Source organism: Streptomyces angustmyceticus, from assembly GCF_040701845.1.
Lineage (GTDB): Bacteria > Actinomycetota > Actinomycetes > Streptomycetales > Streptomycetaceae > Streptomyces > Streptomyces angustmyceticus_A.
Map to the genome: position 1 here is coordinate 1 of NZ_JBFBHQ010000035.1, position 16,693 is coordinate 16,693.

A 16,693-nucleotide genomic window follows, 5' to 3' on the forward strand; every position below is an offset into this window, starting at 1 on the left:
ATATCTGGCGTTGACTTTTGGCACGCTGTTGAGTTCTCAAGGAACGGACGCTTCCTTTGTGCCTGTTTCACCAGGCTCTCCGGGCGCTTCCCTTCAGTCTTGCGTTTCCGACTCTATCAGATCCTTGCGGTTCCGATTTTCGCCGGTGCGTTTCCGCCTTTCAGCTTCTTCGCGGTTCCGACTCTACCAGATCCGGCTTCTTTCGATTCCGGTTCCGATTTCCGTCGGAGGTGCGCCTTGGAGCAGTTATTTACTGCTGCCCTTTCGGCGTGGTCCCTACTTTAACGGCTTTCCCTGGCGACTCATAATCGAGGCGGCTGGATCGAATTTCGGCAACGCGAAATAAGACCCGTGAGGGTGCCTATCGGAGTAGTTGGTTGTGCCGCCTGGCGGTCTGCGCAGATAGCGCTGCCCGTCTCCAGCGGCTCGGGCTACGTTAGGCGGTCGGCCATGCAGAGTCAAGTAGCGCTGGTGGTGCGGCGTCGGGGGACGTGGGGGCGGTAGGGGCTGACGGTCGGGTCGTCGGCGATCCAGTAGCGCCAGGGGTGGTCGGCACCGTCGCCGCCGACGCCGGTGCGCGGGCCGTTGCGTACGAGTTCGCGGGCGGGCGGGCGGCCGTGCAGGACGGAGAGGGGGGCCGTGCCGCCGGTGCACAGGTCGGTGCCGTCGAGGGTGCGGTCGATGTCCAGGGCGGTCGCCAGGCGGGCCGGGCCCTTCGCCAGTTCGTTGGTGTTGCGGGCCTTGGGGCGGCGGGCGGCAGCCAGGGGCGCGCCGGTGAGGATCTCGCCGGCGCGCAGGAGGACGCCGCTCGCCTTGTCCTCGGGGCCGCAGACCGCGTTGAGGCTGAACCACATCCCGTAGATGAAGTAGACGTACGCATGGCCGGGCGGGCCGAACATGGTGGCGTTGCGCGCGGTGCGGCCGCGGTAGGCGTGGGAGCCGGGGTCGGTGTCGCCGTCGTACGCCTCGACCTCGGTGAGGCGGAGCTCGATCGGGCCGTCGGGGGTGTTGCGGCGGAGGATGCGGCCCAGCAGGTCGGGGGCCACGTCGACCACGGGGCGGTCGAAGAAGTCGTGGGTGAGCGGCATACGTTCCGGTACGTCGGTCATGCGGACCGAGAGTAGTGGAGCCGTTCGAGAGGGCGGCTGGCCATGGGGGCGCCGGGGTTGGGAAAGTAAGGGCCGTGGAACCGGGTCGTACGGTTTCGCGTTCGTAGGGATCAAGCCGAGACCTCGGCGCGCAGTACACAGCACACAGGCGTTCCGCCTGGGGAGGACGAGCATGGGATTCAAGAAGCTGCTGGCGAGCCTGGGCGCCGGGGGTGCGTCGGTGGAGACGGTGCTCTTCGAGGAGAACGTCGTCCCGGGTGGGGTCGTACAGGGCGAGGTGCGGATCCAGGGCGGGTCCGTGGCCCAGGACATCCAGGGACTGTCCGTCGGGCTGCAGGCGCGCGTCGAGGTCGAGAGCGGCGACGAGGAGTACAAGCGGAACATCGAGTTCACCAAGGTGCAGCTGGGCGGCGCCTTCGCGGTGCAGCCGGGTGCGGCGCACACCGTGCCGTTCGGGCTGGAGATCCCGTGGGAGACGCCGATCACCACGTTCCTGGGGACGCATCTGCACGGGATGAGCGTCGGCGTGACGACGGAGCTGGCGATCGCCCGCGCGGTGGACTCCGGTGACCTCGACCCGGTGAACGTGCACCCGCTGCCGGCGCAGCAGGCGATCCTGGACGCGTTCGGGCGGCTCGGGTTCCGGTTCAAGGCGGCCGACCTGGAGCAGGGGCACATCCGGGGGACGCGCCAGCGGCTGCCGTTCTACCAGGAGATCGAGTTCCATGCGCCGCAGCAGTACCGCGGGCTGAACCAGGTGGAGCTGTCGTTCGTGGCGGACGACCGGGAGATGGACGTCGTCCTGGAGATGGACAAGAAGCCGGGGCTGTTCAGCGAGGGGTCGGACACCTACCGGTCGTTCACGGTCGGGCTGAACGACTTCGAGGGGACCGACTGGGCGGCCTACCTCAACCAGTGGCTGGCGGAGGTCGGCGGTAAGCGGAACTGGCTCTAACCTGGGCGGACAGGTGTCAGCAAGCGACCAGGAGGTGTTGCAGTGTCCGAGCTGAAGCGGCGGCCGCTCCCGCACGATTTCCATCCGCCGGTGCCGGCGTTCACGGTGCTGAGCGACGAGGTGGAGCCGGGCGGGACGCTGCGGCCGGAGCAGGTCTTCGCCGAGGGGAACCGTTCACCGCAGCTGCGGTGGGAGGGGGCACCCGCGGGGACGAAGAGCTACGCCGTCACCTGCTACGACCCGGACGCGCCGACGGGCAGCGGCTTTTGGCACTGGTCGCTGTTCGACATCCCGGCGTCGGTGACGGAGCTGCCGGCCGGTGCCGGGTCCGGGGAGATGAAGGGGCTGCCCGAGGGCGCCGTGCACGTCCGTAACGACTACGGGACACGGGACTTCGGGGGCGCGGCGCCGCCGCCCGGGGACGGTCCGCACCGCTATGTCTTCACGGTCTACGCGGTGGACCAGGAGAAGCTCGGTCCGGATGCCGAGGCCTCGCCCGCGGTGGTGGGCTTCAACCTGCGGTTCCACACCCTCGGGCGGGCTCAGCTGATCGCCGAGTACGAGATTCCCGCGGCGGGCTGAGCGCCGTAATTCCGTTGCGCCCCGGCGCTTCCCCCACGCACAGTGGTGTCCGTGCCGCCGCCCCGTAAGAAGGGCGTCGGGCAGCCGGTACCGCAGTGGCGGGAGCGTCGGGGCGCAGGTGTGTCGTCCGTTGCTCGCCGGAGCCCGCGTTCGAGCGGGTGTCCTCGCCGGCTGCCGTTTGCTCCGGGTCTCGCGTAATTCACGGGGGTGGGACCCGGAGCGCACGTTTTTCCGGCTCCGGGTGAGGCACTGCCGGAGCACCTCCTTTTCATCTGCCGATCGTCCTCCATTTCCCTTGTGGCATGCGGAAATTGCGTTGTTCGGGGAATACCTGCCGCTGCACAGTGGAGCAACTTCGCCACGGGGGCGGAGCGGGTCCGGGAGGGTGGACGGGATGCGCGAGACGCTGGTGCTCAATGCGAGCTTCGAGCCGCTGTCGACGGTGTCGCTGCGGCGGGCGGTGGTGCTGGTGATGCAGGACAAGGCCGTTGTCGAGCACGCTCACCCGGGGCTGCGGATCCGTGCCGCTTCGGTGGATCTGCCGGTGCCGCAGGTGATCAGACTGAGCAGATACGTCCGGGTGCCGTTCCGACAACGGGCGCCCTGGTCGCGGCGGGGTGTGCTGGTGCGTGACCAGCACCGGTGCGCGTACTGCGGGCGGCGGGCGACGACCGTGGACCATGTCGTGCCGCGGTCGCACGGCGGCGGGGACACCTGGCTGAATACCGTCGCCTCGTGTGCGGAGGACAACCACCGCAAGGCGGACCGTACGCCCGAGCAGGCGGGGATGGCGCTGCTGCGGCGGCCGTTCGAGCCGACGCCGGCGGACGCGCTGCTGTCGACGCTGGGGGTGTCGGTGCGGGACGCGCTGCCGGAGTGGCTGGCGCTGCCGGCGTAGCGCGCACCTCGGGAGTCCGTCGTCCGGCTCCTCCTACTTCAGGAGGAGTTGGACGATGGCCAGCAGGCCGACGAGGACGATGACGCCGCGCAGCGCGGTGGGCGGCAGCCGTCGGCCGACCTTCGCGCCGAGCTGGCCGCCGAGGGTGGAGCCGAGGGCGATCAGGGCGACGGCGGTCCAGTCGAAGTGGGCGACGAAGAGGAAGAAGACCGCCGCCACGCCGTTCACGACGGCCGCGAGGACATTCTTGAGGGCGTTGATCCGCTGGAGGTCCTCCGTGAGCAGTACGCCCATCAGGGAGAGGTAGATCACTCCCTGCGCGGCGCCGAAGTAGCCGCCGTAGACGCTGGCCAGCATCAGGCCGAGGAGCAGGGCCGGTCCGCCGTCGCGGTGGGCGGTGGTGCCGTTGCGCTCGCGCCGGGCGCGGATCCACGCGGCGAGCCTGGGCTGCGCGACGACGAGGACGAGCGCGACGGCGATCAGCACCGGGACGATGGTGTCGAAGGCCTTGGAGGGCAGTGCCAGCAGCAGGACGGCGCCGCCGAGGCCGCCGATCAGGGCGAAGGCGGAGAAGCGCAGGATCCGGCGGCGCTGGCCTGCGAGTTCGCGGCGGTAGCCGATGGCGCCGCTGATCGAACCGGGCACCAGGCCAAGGGTGTTGGACACGTTGGCGGTGACCGGTGGCAGGCCGAAGGCGAGCAGTACCGGGAAGGTGATCAGGGTGCCGGAGCCGACGACGGTGTTGATCGTTCCGGCGCCGATTCCGGCGGCGAAGACTGCGACTGCTTCCCCGATGGACAAGGCCCTCTCCTCACATGGTCAGGGTCGCCTCCCCGCCATGAAGGTCGAGGGGCCACCGCTGATCATGCACGAGGCCGGACGGGTCAGTCGATGGGCGGTGCCTCGCGGTTCGGCGAGCTGGGCTTGGGGATGGAACCGCCGCCGGTCGGCGGGGTGAAGTTGCCGATGGCGCCGCCGAGACCCTTGAGGGCGTCGCCGATCTCACTGGGCACGATCCAGAGCTTGTTGGCGTCGCCCTCGGCGATCTTCGGGAGCATCTGGAGGTACTGGTAGGAGAGCAGCTTCTGGTCCGGGTCGCCGGCGTGGATGGACTCGAAGACCACCCGGATCGCCTGGGCCTCGCCCTCGGCGCGCAGGGCCGCGGCCTTGGCCTCGCCCTCGGCGCGCAGGATCGAGGACTGCTTCTCGCCCTCGGCGGTGAGGATCTGGGACTGCCGGACACCTTCGGCCTGGAGGATGGCGGCGCGCTTGTCGCGGTCGGCGCGCATCTGCTTCTCCATCGAGTCCTGGATGGAGGTCGGCGGCTCGATGGCCTTGAGTTCGACGCGGTTGACGCGGATGCCCCACTTGCCGGTGGCCTCGTCGAGGACGCCGCGCAGCGCCGCGTTGATCTCCTCACGGGAGGTCAGGGTCCGCTCCAGGTCCATGCCGCCGATGATGTTGCGGAGGGTGGTGACCGTGAGCTGCTCGATGGCCTGGATGTAGCTGGCGACCTCGTAGGTCGCGGCGCGGGCGTCGGTCACCTGGTAGTAGATGACGGTGTCGATGTTCACGACCAGGTTGTCCTGGGTGATCACCGGCTGCGGCGGGAACGGCACGACCTGTTCGCGGAGGTCGATGCGGTTGCGGATGGAGTCGATGAACGGGACGACGATGTTCAGGCCCGCGTTGAGGGTGCGGGTGTAGCGGCCGAAGCGTTCGACGATGGCGGCGCTGGCCTGTGGGATGACCTGGATCGTTTTGATGAGTGCGATGAACACGAGCACCACCAGGATGATCAGGACGATGATGATCGGTTCCACAAGCGGCTCCCGTGCCCTTCGTTGCTGGTCCGCGCCGGCCGGTGACCGGCTTGCCGTTGATCAGTCTTTCAGAGACGTGGCTCGTCGCGCAGCGTGTTCGGGTCAGATGACGACGGCGGTGGCGCCTTCGATCTCGACGACGTCGACCTGCTGGCCGGGCTCGTAGACCTGGTTGCCGTCGAGGGAGCGGGCGGACCAGATCTCGCCCGCGAGTTTGATGCGGCCGCCGACCCCGCCGTCGACCCGCTCCAGGACCGTGGCGCTCCTGCCCTTGAGCGCGTCGATGCCGGAGGCGAGTTGGGGACTCTGGCCGCGGTGGCGGTTGGCGAGGGGGCGTACGACGGCGATCAGCGCCACCGACACGGCGACGAACACGAGGAATTGCGGGACGGTGCCGCCACCGAGACCTGCGGTGACGGCACCGGCGACGGCGCCGACCGCGAGCATGCCGAATTCGGGCATCGCGGTCACGACGAGAGGAATGCCCAGTCCTACGGCGGCGATCAGCCACCACACCCATGGATCCACCGCTTCATGGTAGATCCGTGCGGCGGCCCGGGACAGGGCGCGATCGGCCAGGCGCGGGCCGTCAGGTCAGGGGCAGACCCTGCGCGGTCCAGCGGTCGTTGCCGTTGCGCTCGACGATCAGCGGGAGGCCGAAGCAGTGGGAGAGGTTGCTGGAGGTGAGTTCGAGCTCCAGGGGGCCGGCGGCCAGCACCTTGCCCTGACGGATCATCAGGACGTGGGTGAAGCCCGGGGCGATTTCCTCGACGTGGTGGGTGACCATGATCATCGAGGGCGCGTACGGGTCGCGGGCCAGGCGGCCGAGGCGGCGGACCAGGTCCTCGCGGCCGCCGAGGTCGAGGCCGGCGGCCGGCTCGTCCAGCAGGAGGAGCTCGGGGTCGGTCATCATGGCGCGGGCGATCAGAGTGCGCTTGCGCTCGCCCTCGGAGAGGGTGCCGAACTTCCGGTCCAGGTAGTCGTTCATCCCGAGGCGGTCGAGGAAGGCGCGGGCGCGCTGCTCGTCGATGTCCTCGTAGTTCTCCTGCCAGCTGGCCGTCATGCCGTACGCGGCGGTCAGCACGGTCTGCAGGACGGTCTGGCTGCGGGGCAGCTTGTCGGCCAGGGCGATGCCGGCCATGCCGATGCGGGGGCGCAGGTCGAAGACGTCGACCTTGCCGAGCTGCTCGCCGAGGATCGACACATCGCCGGCGGTCGGGAAGAGGTAGCTGGAGGCGACATTCAGCAGGGTGGTCTTGCCGGCGCCGTTGGGGCCGAGGATCACCCAGCGCTCCCCCTCCTTCACCGACCAGGAGACCTGGTCCACCAGAGCCCGTCCTTCGCGGACCACGGATACGTCCACCAGCTCCAGCACATCGCTCATGAGCGCGTTGTCTCCCATTGCTTCTCGGTCGTCGCGTACACCTGTAGGCGCAGCCCCCCTGCAAACCTACGCCACTCGTTGTCAGTGCTCTTCCCTAGGCTGGGGGCCATGCTCGATGAACCACGTTCAGGACGGCTGGCGGCATGGGGAAATGCCCTTTTGGCCGGACTTGTCTCACCTGATGAAGCCGCGCACCGGATCGCGGACGACGACGCGGTGCACCGCGTGGCGGACCTGCCCGGGGAGGAGGCGCCGGTCGGGCTGACGCTCGCACTGGGGCGGCTGCGGACGCTGGGGGCGACGGGCCTGCGGGTGGCCCTGCCGGTGTCCGGGCATCCACTGGGGCTGTGCGGGCCCCCGGAATTCAATGCGCGGGCGCTGGAGGCCGGGGAGGCGGTGCTCGCCTCGGGGGCCGGGCTGGGGCTGGTCCCGGAGACGTACGAGGCCGGGCCCGAGGGCGGCACCGGTCCCGATGTGCATGTGGAGGTGGTCTGGCGCTGCCTGCCGGTGCGGGAGGCGCCGCCCGCCGATGTGCCGTCGCTGGGCGAGGCCGAGCGGGAGCTGGCGGAGGCGCTGCGGGAGGCGACCGAACTGCTCTCGAAGCTGGACGTGGCCGGGTCCGGGCCGGTGGCGCAGGCCGCGCTGGAGGCGTACCGGGCACGGGCCGAGGCCGGCCGGCAGGTGCTGGCCCCCGGATATCCGCCGCGGGCGGTGCGGGTGCTGGAGCTGGCGCAGCGCGTCGGTGCGCTCATCGGCATCGCGCACCAGGCCGGCGGGGACGGCAGGGAGCACGGCGCGGCGGTGAGTTCGTCCGAGATCGCGGCCCGTGCCGAGGCGCTGCGGCCGGTGGAGCGGACGGCCCGGCGGGCGCAGGTGGCGGCGTACAACTCCGCGGTGGAGGAGAGGGAGCGGCACCGCGGGTGAACGCAAGCGGCCCCGCCGGACCATTGTGTGGTCGGCGGGGCCTGTGCCGGCCGGGCCGGACGCCTCTGGGCAGGCGAAGCCGTGCGGCCCGGCCGGACAACCTCAGTTGTTCGAGGTGGCGTTGCCGAAGGCGGGGTTGAGCGCGCCGATGACGTTGACCGTGTTGCCGGTGGCGTTCACGGGGACGTGCACCGGGGCCTGGACGAGGTTGCCCGACCCGACGCCGGGGGAACGCGTGGCCGCGCCGTCGGCCTGCGCGCCGCTGGTCGCGAAGGCGGATCCGGCGGCCGCACCGAGGGCGATCCCGGTGGCGGCGAGGACGAGGGCGGCCTTCTTGGCGGTGTTCATGGGGGCGAGTTCCTCACGTACCGGCACGGGGCCGGAGGGACGATGGGGGGAGGGAGGGACCGGCCGCGCGTCGAAGGGGTGACGGGGCCGGTCGGCCCGACCCGCGCGGACCATGGCGTCGCGCGGGTCAGGCGGTGGCCTGCGGGCCGTCTGCGATCAGACGTTGACGCAGGGGTTGCCGAAGGTGGGGTTGAGCGCACCGATGACGGTGGCGGTGACGCCGCAGGCGTTCACGGGGACGTGCACCGGGACCTGGACGACGTTGCCGGAGACGATGCCGGGGGAGTTCACCGCACCGCCCTGCGCCTGCGGGGAGTGGGCGGAGGCGATGCCGGCGCCCGCGAGGGCGAGACCGCTCGCCATCATCGTGACGGCCGCTGCGCGCTTGATGTTCTTCACTTCTCTGGCTCCTCGTTGCCGTTGCCGTGGCCAGCCGCCACGACTGCACTGGACAACGCCCCGGGCCGGGGAGGGATACGCCGAACGGGCTACAGCTACACGACAGTATGAATCTCGGATCTGAAGACGACATTCCGCTTGTGTGGGCGGTAGAAGAGCGCCGCCGTCGTAACCGGCGCTCCCCTACCGGCGTTCAGGCCCCGATGCCGTGCCGTACGGCCCACAGCGCGGCCTGTGTGCGGTCGGCGAGGTCGAGCTTCATGAGGATGTTGGAGACATGGGTCTTGACGGTCTTCTCCGACAGCACCAACGCGCGGGCGATCTCGCGGTTGGAGCGGCCGTCCGCGATCAGGCCGAGCACCTCGCGCTCCCGGTCGGTGAGGGAAGTGCCGCGCCCCTGCGTGCCGTTGTTCTCCTCCTGGGTGAGCAGTGCGCCGGCCACTTCGGGCTGCAGGAGGACATGGCCCGCGTGGACGGAGCGGATGGCGCCGGCCAGCGCGTCCGGGTCGATGTCCTTGTACACATAGCCGGCCGCGCCCGCGCGCAGCGCCGGGACGACGGTGCGCTGTTCGGTGAAGCTGGTGACCACCAGCACCCGGGCGGGGTTGGCGAGTTCGCGCAGCGCGCGGAGCGCCTCGATGCCGTCCATGCCGGGCATCTTGACGTCCATCAGGACGACGTCGGGGCGCAGCTCTTCGGCGGCGGCGAGGCCCTCGGCGCCGTCGGACGCCTCCCCCACCACCTCGATGTCGTCCTGGACCTCCAGGAACGTCCGCAGCCCGCGGCGCACCACCTGGTGGTCGTCGACGAGCAGCACGCGGATCGCCTGTCCGCCGCCCGCGGCGCGCCGCCCGGAGCCCGCGCCGGCCTCCCGCGGGGGCATCCCCGTCGCGCCGTCCCTGTCCCTGTCAGCCACCGGGCACCTCCATCTCGACAGCGGTGCCCTTGCCGGGCTCCGATTCCACGGTGAGCTTGCCGCCGACGCCGCTCGCGCGGTCGCGCATCGAGACCAGGCCTAGGTGGCGGCCGGCCCGGCGGACCGCGCCGGGGTCGAAGCCGCAGCCGTCGTCGGAGATCCGCAGCAGGGCGCCCTGGCCGCTGCGGGTGAGGGTCACCTCGACCAGTTCGGCGCCGGAGTGCCGCAGGGCGTTGTGCAGGGCCTCCTGGGCGACCCGGAGCAGCGCCTCCTCCTGGGCGGCGGGCAGCGCCCGGACGCTGTGGGCGGCGAAGGTGACCCGCGCGGAGTGGGCCCGGTCCAGGACCTGGGCCTGGGAGCGCAGGGTGGCGATCAGGCCGTCCTCGTCCAGGGCGGCGGGCCGCAGTTCGACGACGGCGGCCCGCAGTTCGTCGGCCGCCTCCGCGGCCAGCGCGGCGACCTGGTGCAGCTCGTCCTTGGCGCGCGCCGGGTCGCGGTCGACGAGGGCGGTGGCGGCCTGGGCGGTGAGGCGGAGCGAGAAGAGTTTCTGGGCGACCGCGTCGTGCAGCTCGTGGGCGAGGCGGGCGCGCTCGCCGGCGATGGTCAGTTCGCGGCTGCGCTCGTAGAGGCGGGCGTTGGTCAGGGCGATGGCGGCGTGCTGGGCGAGTATCCCGAGCAGCCGCTCGTCCTCCTCGGTGAAGCCGCAGCCGTCCCTGCGGGAGGGAGGGGCCTCGGGGCGGCGCTTGTTGGCCAGGAAGAGGGCGCCGAGGATCTCGTCCCCGTCGGCGACCGGGAGGCCGAGGAAGTCGGACATGTCCGGGTGGGCGGTCGGCCAGCCGCCGAAGCGGGGGTCCTCGCGGACGTCGGCGAGCCGTTCAGGGGTGGCGTTGTGCAGCATCGCGGCGAGGATGCCGTGCTGGCGGGGCAGCGGGCCGATGGCCTTCCACTGCTCGGCGCTGACACCGTCCACCACGAACTGGGCGAAGCCGCCGTGGTCGTCGGGCACCCCCAGGGCCGCGTATTCGGCGTCCAGCAGCTCACGGGCCGAGGCCACGATCGTCTTGAGGACGTCGCGCACCTCCAGGTGCCTGCTCATCGCCAGGATCGCGGTGCTCACCGCGGGGATCCCGGCTCCCGCTCCGTTGGTCATGGCCTCACCGTACCGGCGGGGCGACCAGGCCGTATCGGTCCGGCGGCGGCCGCCTCCTCCGTCCCCCGGCCTAGGACGAATGCCCTGGCCACGGCCGGTCCGGCGCCCGACGTCCGCGGGGCGGCGGCGTTCCTACCGTGAGGCCGGGGCCGGATCCGGTCCCCCGTCGGGGAAGGTGGAGACGATCATGCCGGTGGCGATCATCACGGGGGCGTCGAAGGGGCTGGGCCGGGCGCTGGCCGCGGCACTGGCCGCACGGGGCTGGGACCTGGTCGTGGACGCCAGGTCGGCCGGGCCGCTGGAGGACGCGGTGCGGGAGCTGCGCGGGGCGGGGGCGCGGGTGGTCGCGCTGCCGGGGGACGTGACGGACGGCGGGCACCGGGCGGCACTGGTGGCCGCGGCCGGTGAGCTGGGCGGGCTCGATCTGCTGGTGAACAACGCGAGCGTGCTGGGGGCGGAGCCGCTGGTCCCGCTGGCGGACCATCCGCTGGACGGGCTGCGGGCGGCGCTGGAGGCGGATGTGGTGGCCCCGCTCGGCCTCGCGCAGGAAGCTTTGCCACTCTTGCGCATTTCCTCCTACCTGTCCTCGTATGAAGAAGTCGTTCCTTATATAGGAAACGCTCCCTATATAGAGGATGTCGGAAATGCTCCGTCATACGATCCACACCCTTACATCGGGAATGCCCGAAATGCCGGATCGTCCGATTCGCCCCCTTATGTAGGGGTAGAAGATGTCCTTAACGGGGCGAAACGGGCACCCGTCCCGACGGGTGGAGCGATCCTCAACATCAGCTCGGACGCGGCGGTCGAGGCGTACCCGACCTGGGGCGGCTACGGATCGGCGAAGGCGGCGCTGGACCAGCAGTCGGCGGTGCTCGCCCAGGAGGAGCCGGGGCTGCGGGTGTGGTGGGTGGATCCGGGCGACATGCGGACCGATCTGTACGCGGCCGCCGTACCGGACGACGACCCCTCCGGACGGCCGCTGCCCGGCACGGTGGTCCCCGGGCTGCTGCGCCTGCTGGACGACCGGGCCCCCAGCGGGCGGTACCGCGCGGCGGCCGGGGTCGCCGTGCCCGACGGGGCGGGCTCCCGGTGATCGCGGAGGCCCTGCGGGTACCGGCGGAGCTGTCGGCCGCGGTTCCGGCCGAGCAGCGCGGGCCGGGCCTGGGCCGGGACGCCGTACGGCTGATGGTGAGCCGGGGGGCCGCCGGGACCGGCCACCACCTGTTCGGCGAGCTGCCGGAGCTGCTGACGGCCGGGGACGTGCTGGTGGTGAACACCTCGCGGACGCTGCCCGCCGCCGTGGACGGCCGGGTCGGCGACGGCCGGGGGCGCGGCGAGCCGGTGGTGGTGCACTTCTCGACGCGGGCGGACCGGTGGCATCCGGCAGGGCGGTCGGCGGCCGGCTGCTGGGCGGTGGAGCTGCGGACGCCGGACGGCCGGGGCAGCACCGGGCCGCGGGCGGGCGGCCCGGCCGGCGCGGTGGTGCGGCTGCCCGACGGGGCGCGGCTGGTGGTGGAGGCCCCGCTGGACCCCGGGAGCGGGCGGCTGTGGTGGGCGCGGGTGACGGGCGCGGAGGTGCCCGAGCTGATGCGGCGCCACGGGCGGCCGATCCGCTACGGCTATACGGACCGGGACCAGCCGCTGGCCGCGTACCAGACGGTGTTCGCGGCGGACTCCCCCGGCGGCGGCAGCGCCGAGATGCCCAGTGCCGCCCGGCCCTTCACGGCGGCGCTGGTGGCGCGGCTGGTCAGCAAGGGCGTGATCGTCGCGCCGGTCTCGCTGCACACCGGGGTCGCCTCGGCGGAGGCGTTCGAGCCGCCGTATCCGGAGCGGTTCGCGGTCCCCCCGGTCACGGCCTGGCTGGTGAACGCGGCGCGGGCCCGGCGCAGGGCGGCGGCGCGGCGGCATGCGGCGCCGGGCGGCGCGTCCGGGCGGATCGTGGCGGTGGGGACCACAGCGGTGCGGGCCCTGGAGTCGGCGACCGGCCGGGACGGGCGGGTGCGGGCCGCGGCCGGCTGGACGGACCTCGTGGTGACGCCGGAGCGCGGGGTGCGGGCGGTGGACGGCCTGCTCACCGGGCTGCACGAGCCCACCGCCTCCCATCTGCTGATGCTGGCGGCGGTGACGGACGGCGAGGTGCTGCGGCGCGCGTACGCGGAGGCGGTGCGGCGGCGCTATCTGTGGCACGAATTCGGCGATCTGCACCTCGTGCTGCCGGACTGAGTCCGGGGCGGGCGCGGGGCGAACGGCCGGGGCCGGGTGCGGGCGGTTGAGGACCGCCCGCACCCGGCCCCGGAATGCGAAAGGCGGGAGGTATTCCGCGGCCGTTCGACCGATCCTCGCGGAGTTCTCACGCGTACGGTCTGTGCGTTTGCAATTACGTCCGGCGAGACAAACACCGCCGCACTGTGACGCCGCGCATAGGACGCAGGTCACTTACGAGCCGGGTTAGTGGACCCCCTAATACTGCGTGAGCTGGGAAAGTCCTATTCGGGACGCAATATCCGCCAGCGGGGTTCCACTAACCCGGATCGTATGTCACACCTTTGCCGGGGGAATTTCCGGCCGCTAAGAATGGCTCTCGTCGCTCGGCGCCGTGATCGGAATACGGCGTTCGCCACCGCTCTGGGCCCGTGCGGCATCCCCCCATCGGAAGGTCTGTCCCGCCATGCCTCAGCACGCCACTTCTGGTCTCCACCGCCTGACCCGGACGCACAAGCTCGCCGTCGCCGGTGTCGCCACTGCCGGTGCCGCAGCTCTGGTCTTCGCTGCCGTTCCGGGTGCCGACGCCGATCAGGGCAAGACCCAGGCGACCTCTGTCGAGAACGTGAAGCCGGTCGCCTTCAGCGCGGTCGGTACCGCCGCCCACGCCCAGCAGGCCACCATCGCCCAGCAGGCCGACAAGTCCGCGGCCGCGGGCAAGGCGGAGAAGGCCGCCCAGGTGAAGGCCGCCGCCGCGGCGAAGGCCAAGGCTGCGAAGGCGCGTGCGGAGCAGGCCGCCGCGAGCCGCTCCGCCGTACGCACCGCGATCCCCGCGGCCGCGCCGAAGCCGGCCCCGAAGCCGGCTCCGAAGAAGGCCGCGCCGAAGCCCGCCGCCAAGACCTACCCGAACAACCTGGACGGCTGGATCCGCGAGTCGCTGGACATCATGGCCAAGAAGGGCATCCCCGGTTCCTACTCGGGCATCCACCGCAACATCATGCGGGAGTCGAGCGGTAACCCGATGGCCATCAACAACTGGGACATCAACGCGATCAACGGCACCCCGTCCAAGGGCCTGCTGCAGGTCATCGCGCCGACCTTCAAGACGTACCACGTCGAAGGCACGTCCTGGAACATGTACGACCCGGTCGCCAACATCACCGCCGCCTGCAACTACGCGGCCGACAAGTACGGCTCGATGGACAACGTCAACTCGGCCTACTGAGCCGCCGGTTCAGGCAGTCCGCAGCGCACACCGCCGAGGGGCGGCACCCGGTGACGGGTGCCGCCCCTCGGGCGTGCCGGTGCGGTGCGCGGCGTTACTTGCGCATGACCTCGGGTTCGTGGCGGCGCAGCAGCCGGGCGACGACGAAGGCGAGCCCGATGCCCAGGCTGATCAGGATGATCATGTCCATCACATAGACGCCGGTGTGGTGCTTCCACAGCGGGTCGGGGTTGCCCGGCTCCCACGGCAGGAGCGTGTTCATGTCGGCGGTCGCGCCCATCGCGGCGACGGCCCAGCGCGACGGCATCAGCCAGGCGAACTGCGCGACGCCCGGGGTGTCGAAGAGCTGGAAGAGCACGCCGGTGAAGACCACCTGGACGATGGCGAACATGACCAGCAGCGGCATGGTCTTCTCCGCGGTCTTCACCAGCGAGGAGATGATCAGGCCGAACATCATCGAGGTGAAGCCGAGCGCGATGATCGCCAGCGCCATCTCCACCGCCGGGGCCTTCGCGACGATGAGCCCCTCGCTGGGCATGTTCCGGGTGGAGAAGCCGATCGCCGCGATGATCACGCCCTGGATGGCCGTGACCACGCCGAGCACGATCACCTTGGACATCAGATACGCCGACCGCGACAGGCCGGTGGCCCGTTCGCGCTCGTAGATGACCCGCTCCTTGATGAGCTCACGGACCGAGTTGGCGGCGCCCGAGAAGCACATCCCGACCGCGAGGATCAGCATGATCGTGCTGGCGTCGCGGTTGGTGCGGCTCTTGTTCATCGGCCCGTAGCCGAGGCCGTAATCGCTGGGGATCAGCATCGAGACCACGCCGAGCACCGCGGGCAGGATCAGCATCAGGCCCAGGAAGCCCCGGTCGGAGGCGAGCACCGAGACATAGCGGCGCATCAGCGTCCACAGCTGCGAGCCCCAGCTCTGGGACTTCTGTATCCGGGCCGGCGGCACCTGGACGTCGACCGACTGCGGGGCGACGGCGTCGATGTCCGCGGCATACATCTGGTAGTGCGGGGAGCCGCGCCAGCGCCCCATCCAGTCGTAGTCGCGGTAGTTCTCGAACGCGGAGAACACATCCGCCCAGGTGTCGTACTGGAAGAAGTTGAGCGCCTCCTCGGGCGGGCCGAAGTAGGCCACGCCACCGCCCGGGGCCATCACCAGCAGCTTGTCGCACAGCGCGAGTTCGGCCACCGAGTGCGTGACGACCAGGACCGTACGGCCGTCGTCGGCGAGGCCGCGCAGCAGCTGCATGACGTCACGGTCCATGCCCGGGTCGAGGCCCGAGGTCGGCTCGTCCAGGAAGATCAGTGACGGCTTGGTCAGCAGTTCCAGGGCCACCGACACCCGCTTGCGCTGGCCGCCGGAGAGCGAGGTGACCTTCTTGTCCTTGTGGACGTGGAGCTTGAGTTCGTGCAGCACCTCGTCGATCCGGGCCTCGCGCTCGGCCTCGGCGGTGTCGCCGGGGAAGCGGAGTTTGGCCGCGTACTTGAGGGCCTTCTGGACGGTCAGCTCCTTGTGCAGGATGTCGTCCTGCGGGACCAGACCGATGCGCTGGCGCAGTTCGGCGAACTGCTTGTAGAGATTCCGGTTGTCGTAGAGGACATCGCCCTGGTTGGCGGGGCGGTAGCCGGTCAGCGCCTTGAGCAGCGTCGACTTGCCGGATCCGGACGGGCCGATGACCGCGACCAGCGACTTCTCGGGGACGCCGAAGGAGACGTCCTTGAGGATCTGCTTGCCGCCGTCGACGGTGACCGTGAGGTGGCGGGCCGAGAAGGAGACCGCGCCGGTGTCGACGAACTCCTCCAGGCGGTCGCCGACCATGCGGAAGGTGGAGTGACCGACGCCGATGATGTCGTTCGGGCCGACCGGCGCCTTGCCGGACTTGGGGACCGGCTGGCCGTTGATGTAGGTGCCGTTGTGGCTGCCGAGGTCGTGGATCTCGAAGCGGCCGTCGGGGGTGGCGCGGAACTCGGCGTGGTGGCGGGAGACCTGGAGGTCGGAGACGACCAGTTCGTTCTCCAGCGCACGGCCGATGCGCATCACCCGGCCGGTGTCCAGGCGGTGGAAGGTGGTCGGGCTGCGGTCGCCGTGGACGGGCGCGCCGGCCGCCTGCTGCGCCGGGCGCTGCGGGGGCTGCTGGGCCCGCTGCGGGGGCACGGCCTGCTGGGCCTGCTGGGCCTGCTGGGGCTGCCGGTCCTGCTGCGGCGGGACATAGGGCGGCTGCCCGTCCTGCGGCGGGGCCTGCCAGCCCTGCTGGGCCGGCGGCTGCTGCTGGGCCGGCGGCTGCTGCGCGGGGGGCGCCTGCCAGCCCTGCGCGGCCTGCTGCTGCCGCGCCGCAGCGGGCTGGGCGCCGAAGCCGTCGGCGGCGGGCGCCCCGGCGGACAGGGTCACCCGGGGACCGTCGGTGGCATTGCCCAGATGCACGGTCGAGCCGGGGCCGATCTCCATCTGGTGGATCCGTTGGCCCTGGACGTACGTGCCGTTGGTGCTGCCCTGGTCTTCGATGAGCCAGCCGCGGCCGGCCCAGCGGACCGTGGCATGCCGCCAGGAGACCCTGGCGTCGTCGAGCACCATGTCGCCCTGCGGATCACGGCCCACGCTGTAGGACCGGGACGGGTCGAGCGTCCAGGTCCTTCCGTTCAATTCGAGTACGAGTTCAGGCACTCCACGCCCCATTACATAGTCCCCCGAGTGACGCCCTGTATGGGAAGTCCAGGGATGGTGAACATCGTGAGGAACTATTTCAGGCTCGGCCCTCCGAC

At 71.1% G+C, this 16,693-nt stretch carries 18 protein-coding genes; 8 read left to right on the plus strand and 10 right to left on the minus strand.

Going from position 1 to position 16,693, the window contains the following annotated elements; translation table 11 throughout:
• On the plus strand, positions 1 to 346 hold a 346-nt coding region (locus AB0411_RS35475), incomplete at its 5' end, for a hypothetical protein (protein WP_366421365.1).
• A gap of 112 nt (positions 347 to 458) precedes the next feature.
• Here AB0411_RS35475 and AB0411_RS35480 read toward each other — a convergent pair.
• Entirely contained in the window at positions 459 to 1,109 is a 651-nt protein-coding gene (locus AB0411_RS35480; protein ID WP_366421366.1) for a DNA-3-methyladenine glycosylase, read from the minus strand.
• 172 nt (positions 1,110 to 1,281) lie between these two features.
• Here AB0411_RS35480 and AB0411_RS35485 point away from each other — a divergent pair, with 172 nt between their 5' ends.
• From AB0411_RS35485 to AB0411_RS35495, 3 genes are all read left to right on the plus strand, one after another.
• A complete protein-coding gene (locus AB0411_RS35485; protein WP_366421367.1) occupies positions 1,282 to 2,064 on the plus strand; it encodes a sporulation protein in 783 nt (260 codons plus the stop codon).
• Between the two features lie 42 nt (positions 2,065 to 2,106).
• Positions 2,107 to 2,646 carry a YbhB/YbcL family Raf kinase inhibitor-like protein gene (locus AB0411_RS35490; protein WP_366421368.1) on the plus strand — a complete coding sequence of 180 codons (540 nt, stop codon included), beginning with the start codon at positions 2,107 to 2,109 and terminating at the stop codon, positions 2,644 to 2,646.
• Positions 2,647 to 3,040: 394 nt separating this feature from the next.
• Positions 3,041 to 3,544, plus strand: coding sequence for an HNH endonuclease (locus AB0411_RS35495; RefSeq protein ID WP_086718236.1), 504 nt, complete (start codon positions 3,041 to 3,043; stop codon positions 3,542 to 3,544).
• A gap of 33 nt (positions 3,545 to 3,577) precedes the next feature.
• On the opposite strand, the gene AB0411_RS35500 is transcribed toward AB0411_RS35495, so the two are convergent.
• The 4 genes from AB0411_RS35500 to AB0411_RS35515 form a co-directional block, all read right to left on the minus strand.
• On the minus strand, positions 3,578 to 4,345 hold the full coding sequence (locus AB0411_RS35500; RefSeq protein ID WP_366421369.1) for a sulfite exporter TauE/SafE family protein: 768 nt from the start codon (positions 4,343 to 4,345) through the stop codon (positions 3,578 to 3,580).
• 83 nt (positions 4,346 to 4,428) lie between these two features.
• Complete coding sequence (locus AB0411_RS35505) at positions 4,429 to 5,367, minus strand: SPFH domain-containing protein (RefSeq protein ID WP_086718234.1); 939 nt, start codon at positions 5,365 to 5,367, stop codon at positions 4,429 to 4,431.
• Between the two features lie 102 nt (positions 5,368 to 5,469).
• Positions 5,470 to 5,883: an NfeD family protein gene (locus AB0411_RS35510; protein ID WP_260639906.1), complete on the minus strand. Its 414-nt coding sequence runs from the start codon at positions 5,881 to 5,883 to the stop codon at positions 5,470 to 5,472.
• 73 nt (positions 5,884 to 5,956) lie between these two features.
• Complete coding sequence (locus tag AB0411_RS35515) at positions 5,957 to 6,769, minus strand: ABC transporter ATP-binding protein (protein ID WP_366421370.1); 813 nt, start codon at positions 6,767 to 6,769, stop codon at positions 5,957 to 5,959.
• Between the two features lie 90 nt (positions 6,770 to 6,859).
• Between AB0411_RS35515 and AB0411_RS35520 the strand changes: the two genes are divergently transcribed.
• Complete coding sequence (locus AB0411_RS35520) at positions 6,860 to 7,675, plus strand: hypothetical protein (protein ID WP_366421371.1); 816 nt, start codon at positions 6,860 to 6,862, stop codon at positions 7,673 to 7,675.
• Positions 7,676 to 7,777: 102 nt separating this feature from the next.
• Here the strand turns inward: AB0411_RS35520 and AB0411_RS35525 are convergent, their stop codons facing one another.
• From AB0411_RS35525 to AB0411_RS35540, 4 genes are all read right to left on the minus strand, one after another.
• Complete coding sequence (locus AB0411_RS35525) at positions 7,778 to 8,023, minus strand: chaplin (RefSeq protein WP_366421372.1); 246 nt, start codon at positions 8,021 to 8,023, stop codon at positions 7,778 to 7,780.
• Between the two features lie 156 nt (positions 8,024 to 8,179).
• Entirely contained in the window at positions 8,180 to 8,422 is a 243-nt protein-coding gene (locus AB0411_RS35530) for a chaplin (RefSeq protein ID WP_313772107.1), read from the minus strand.
• 193 nt (positions 8,423 to 8,615) lie between these two features.
• A complete protein-coding gene (locus tag AB0411_RS35535; protein WP_366421407.1) occupies positions 8,616 to 9,305 on the minus strand; it encodes a response regulator transcription factor in 690 nt (229 codons plus the stop codon).
• 25 nt (positions 9,306 to 9,330) lie between these two features.
• Entirely contained in the window at positions 9,331 to 10,488 is a 1,158-nt protein-coding gene (locus AB0411_RS35540; RefSeq protein WP_366421373.1) for a GAF domain-containing sensor histidine kinase, read from the minus strand.
• A 187-nt stretch (positions 10,489 to 10,675) separates the two neighbouring features.
• On the opposite strand from AB0411_RS35540, the gene AB0411_RS35545 reads away from it, so the two are divergent.
• The 3 genes from AB0411_RS35545 to AB0411_RS35555 all read left to right on the plus strand — a co-directional run bounded on the left by AB0411_RS35545 (position 10,676) and on the right by AB0411_RS35555 (position 13,918).
• On the plus strand, positions 10,676 to 11,584 hold the full coding sequence (locus AB0411_RS35545) for an SDR family NAD(P)-dependent oxidoreductase (protein WP_366421374.1): 909 nt from the start codon (positions 10,676 to 10,678) through the stop codon (positions 11,582 to 11,584).
• On the plus strand, positions 11,581 to 12,714 hold the full coding sequence (locus AB0411_RS35550) for an S-adenosylmethionine:tRNA ribosyltransferase-isomerase (protein WP_366421375.1): 1,134 nt from the start codon (positions 11,581 to 11,583) through the stop codon (positions 12,712 to 12,714). The genes AB0411_RS35545 and AB0411_RS35550 overlap by 4 nt, the downstream gene beginning before the upstream one ends.
• Positions 12,715 to 13,159: 445 nt before the next feature.
• The gene (locus AB0411_RS35555) at positions 13,160 to 13,918 is read left to right on the plus strand and encodes a transglycosylase SLT domain-containing protein (protein WP_366421376.1); all 759 of its coding nucleotides are present in this window, start codon (positions 13,160 to 13,162) and stop codon (positions 13,916 to 13,918) included.
• A 94-nt stretch (positions 13,919 to 14,012) separates the two neighbouring features.
• Here the strand turns inward: AB0411_RS35555 and AB0411_RS35560 are convergent, their stop codons facing one another.
• Positions 14,013 to 16,607, minus strand: a complete 2,595-nt coding sequence (locus AB0411_RS35560; protein ID WP_366421377.1) for an ABC transporter ATP-binding protein/permease — start codon at positions 16,605 to 16,607, stop codon at positions 14,013 to 14,015.
• Positions 16,608 to 16,693: the final 86 nt, after the last annotated feature.

Excerpts from the sequence above, each read along its gene's own strand:
- AB0411_RS35480 (WP_366421366.1), bottom strand. The coding sequence starts at position 1,109 with ATGACCGACGTACCGGAACGTATGCCGCTCACCCACGACTTCTTCGAC.
- AB0411_RS35485 (WP_366421367.1), top strand. The coding sequence starts at position 1,282 with ATGGGATTCAAGAAGCTGCTGGCGAGCCTGGGCGCCGGGGGTGCGTCG.
- AB0411_RS35495 (WP_086718236.1), top strand. The coding sequence starts at position 3,041 with ATGCGCGAGACGCTGGTGCTCAATGCGAGCTTCGAGCCGCTGTCGACG.
- AB0411_RS35515 (WP_366421370.1), bottom strand. The coding sequence starts at position 6,769 with ATGGGAGACAACGCGCTCATGAGCGATGTGCTGGAGCTGGTGGACGTA.
- AB0411_RS35520 (WP_366421371.1), top strand. The coding sequence starts at position 6,860 with ATGCTCGATGAACCACGTTCAGGACGGCTGGCGGCATGGGGAAATGCC.
- AB0411_RS35525 (WP_366421372.1), bottom strand. The coding sequence starts at position 8,023 with ATGAACACCGCCAAGAAGGCCGCCCTCGTCCTCGCCGCCACCGGGATC.
- AB0411_RS35535 (WP_366421407.1), bottom strand. The coding sequence starts at position 9,305 with ATGCCCCCGCGGGAGGCCGGCGCGGGCTCCGGGCGGCGCGCCGCGGGC.
- AB0411_RS35540 (WP_366421373.1), bottom strand. The coding sequence starts at position 10,488 with ATGACCAACGGAGCGGGAGCCGGGATCCCCGCGGTGAGCACCGCGATC.
- AB0411_RS35545 (WP_366421374.1), top strand. The coding sequence starts at position 10,676 with ATGCCGGTGGCGATCATCACGGGGGCGTCGAAGGGGCTGGGCCGGGCG.
- AB0411_RS35555 (WP_366421376.1), top strand. The coding sequence starts at position 13,160 with ATGCCTCAGCACGCCACTTCTGGTCTCCACCGCCTGACCCGGACGCAC.
- AB0411_RS35560 (WP_366421377.1), bottom strand. The coding sequence starts at position 16,607 with ATGGGGCGTGGAGTGCCTGAACTCGTACTCGAATTGAACGGAAGGACC.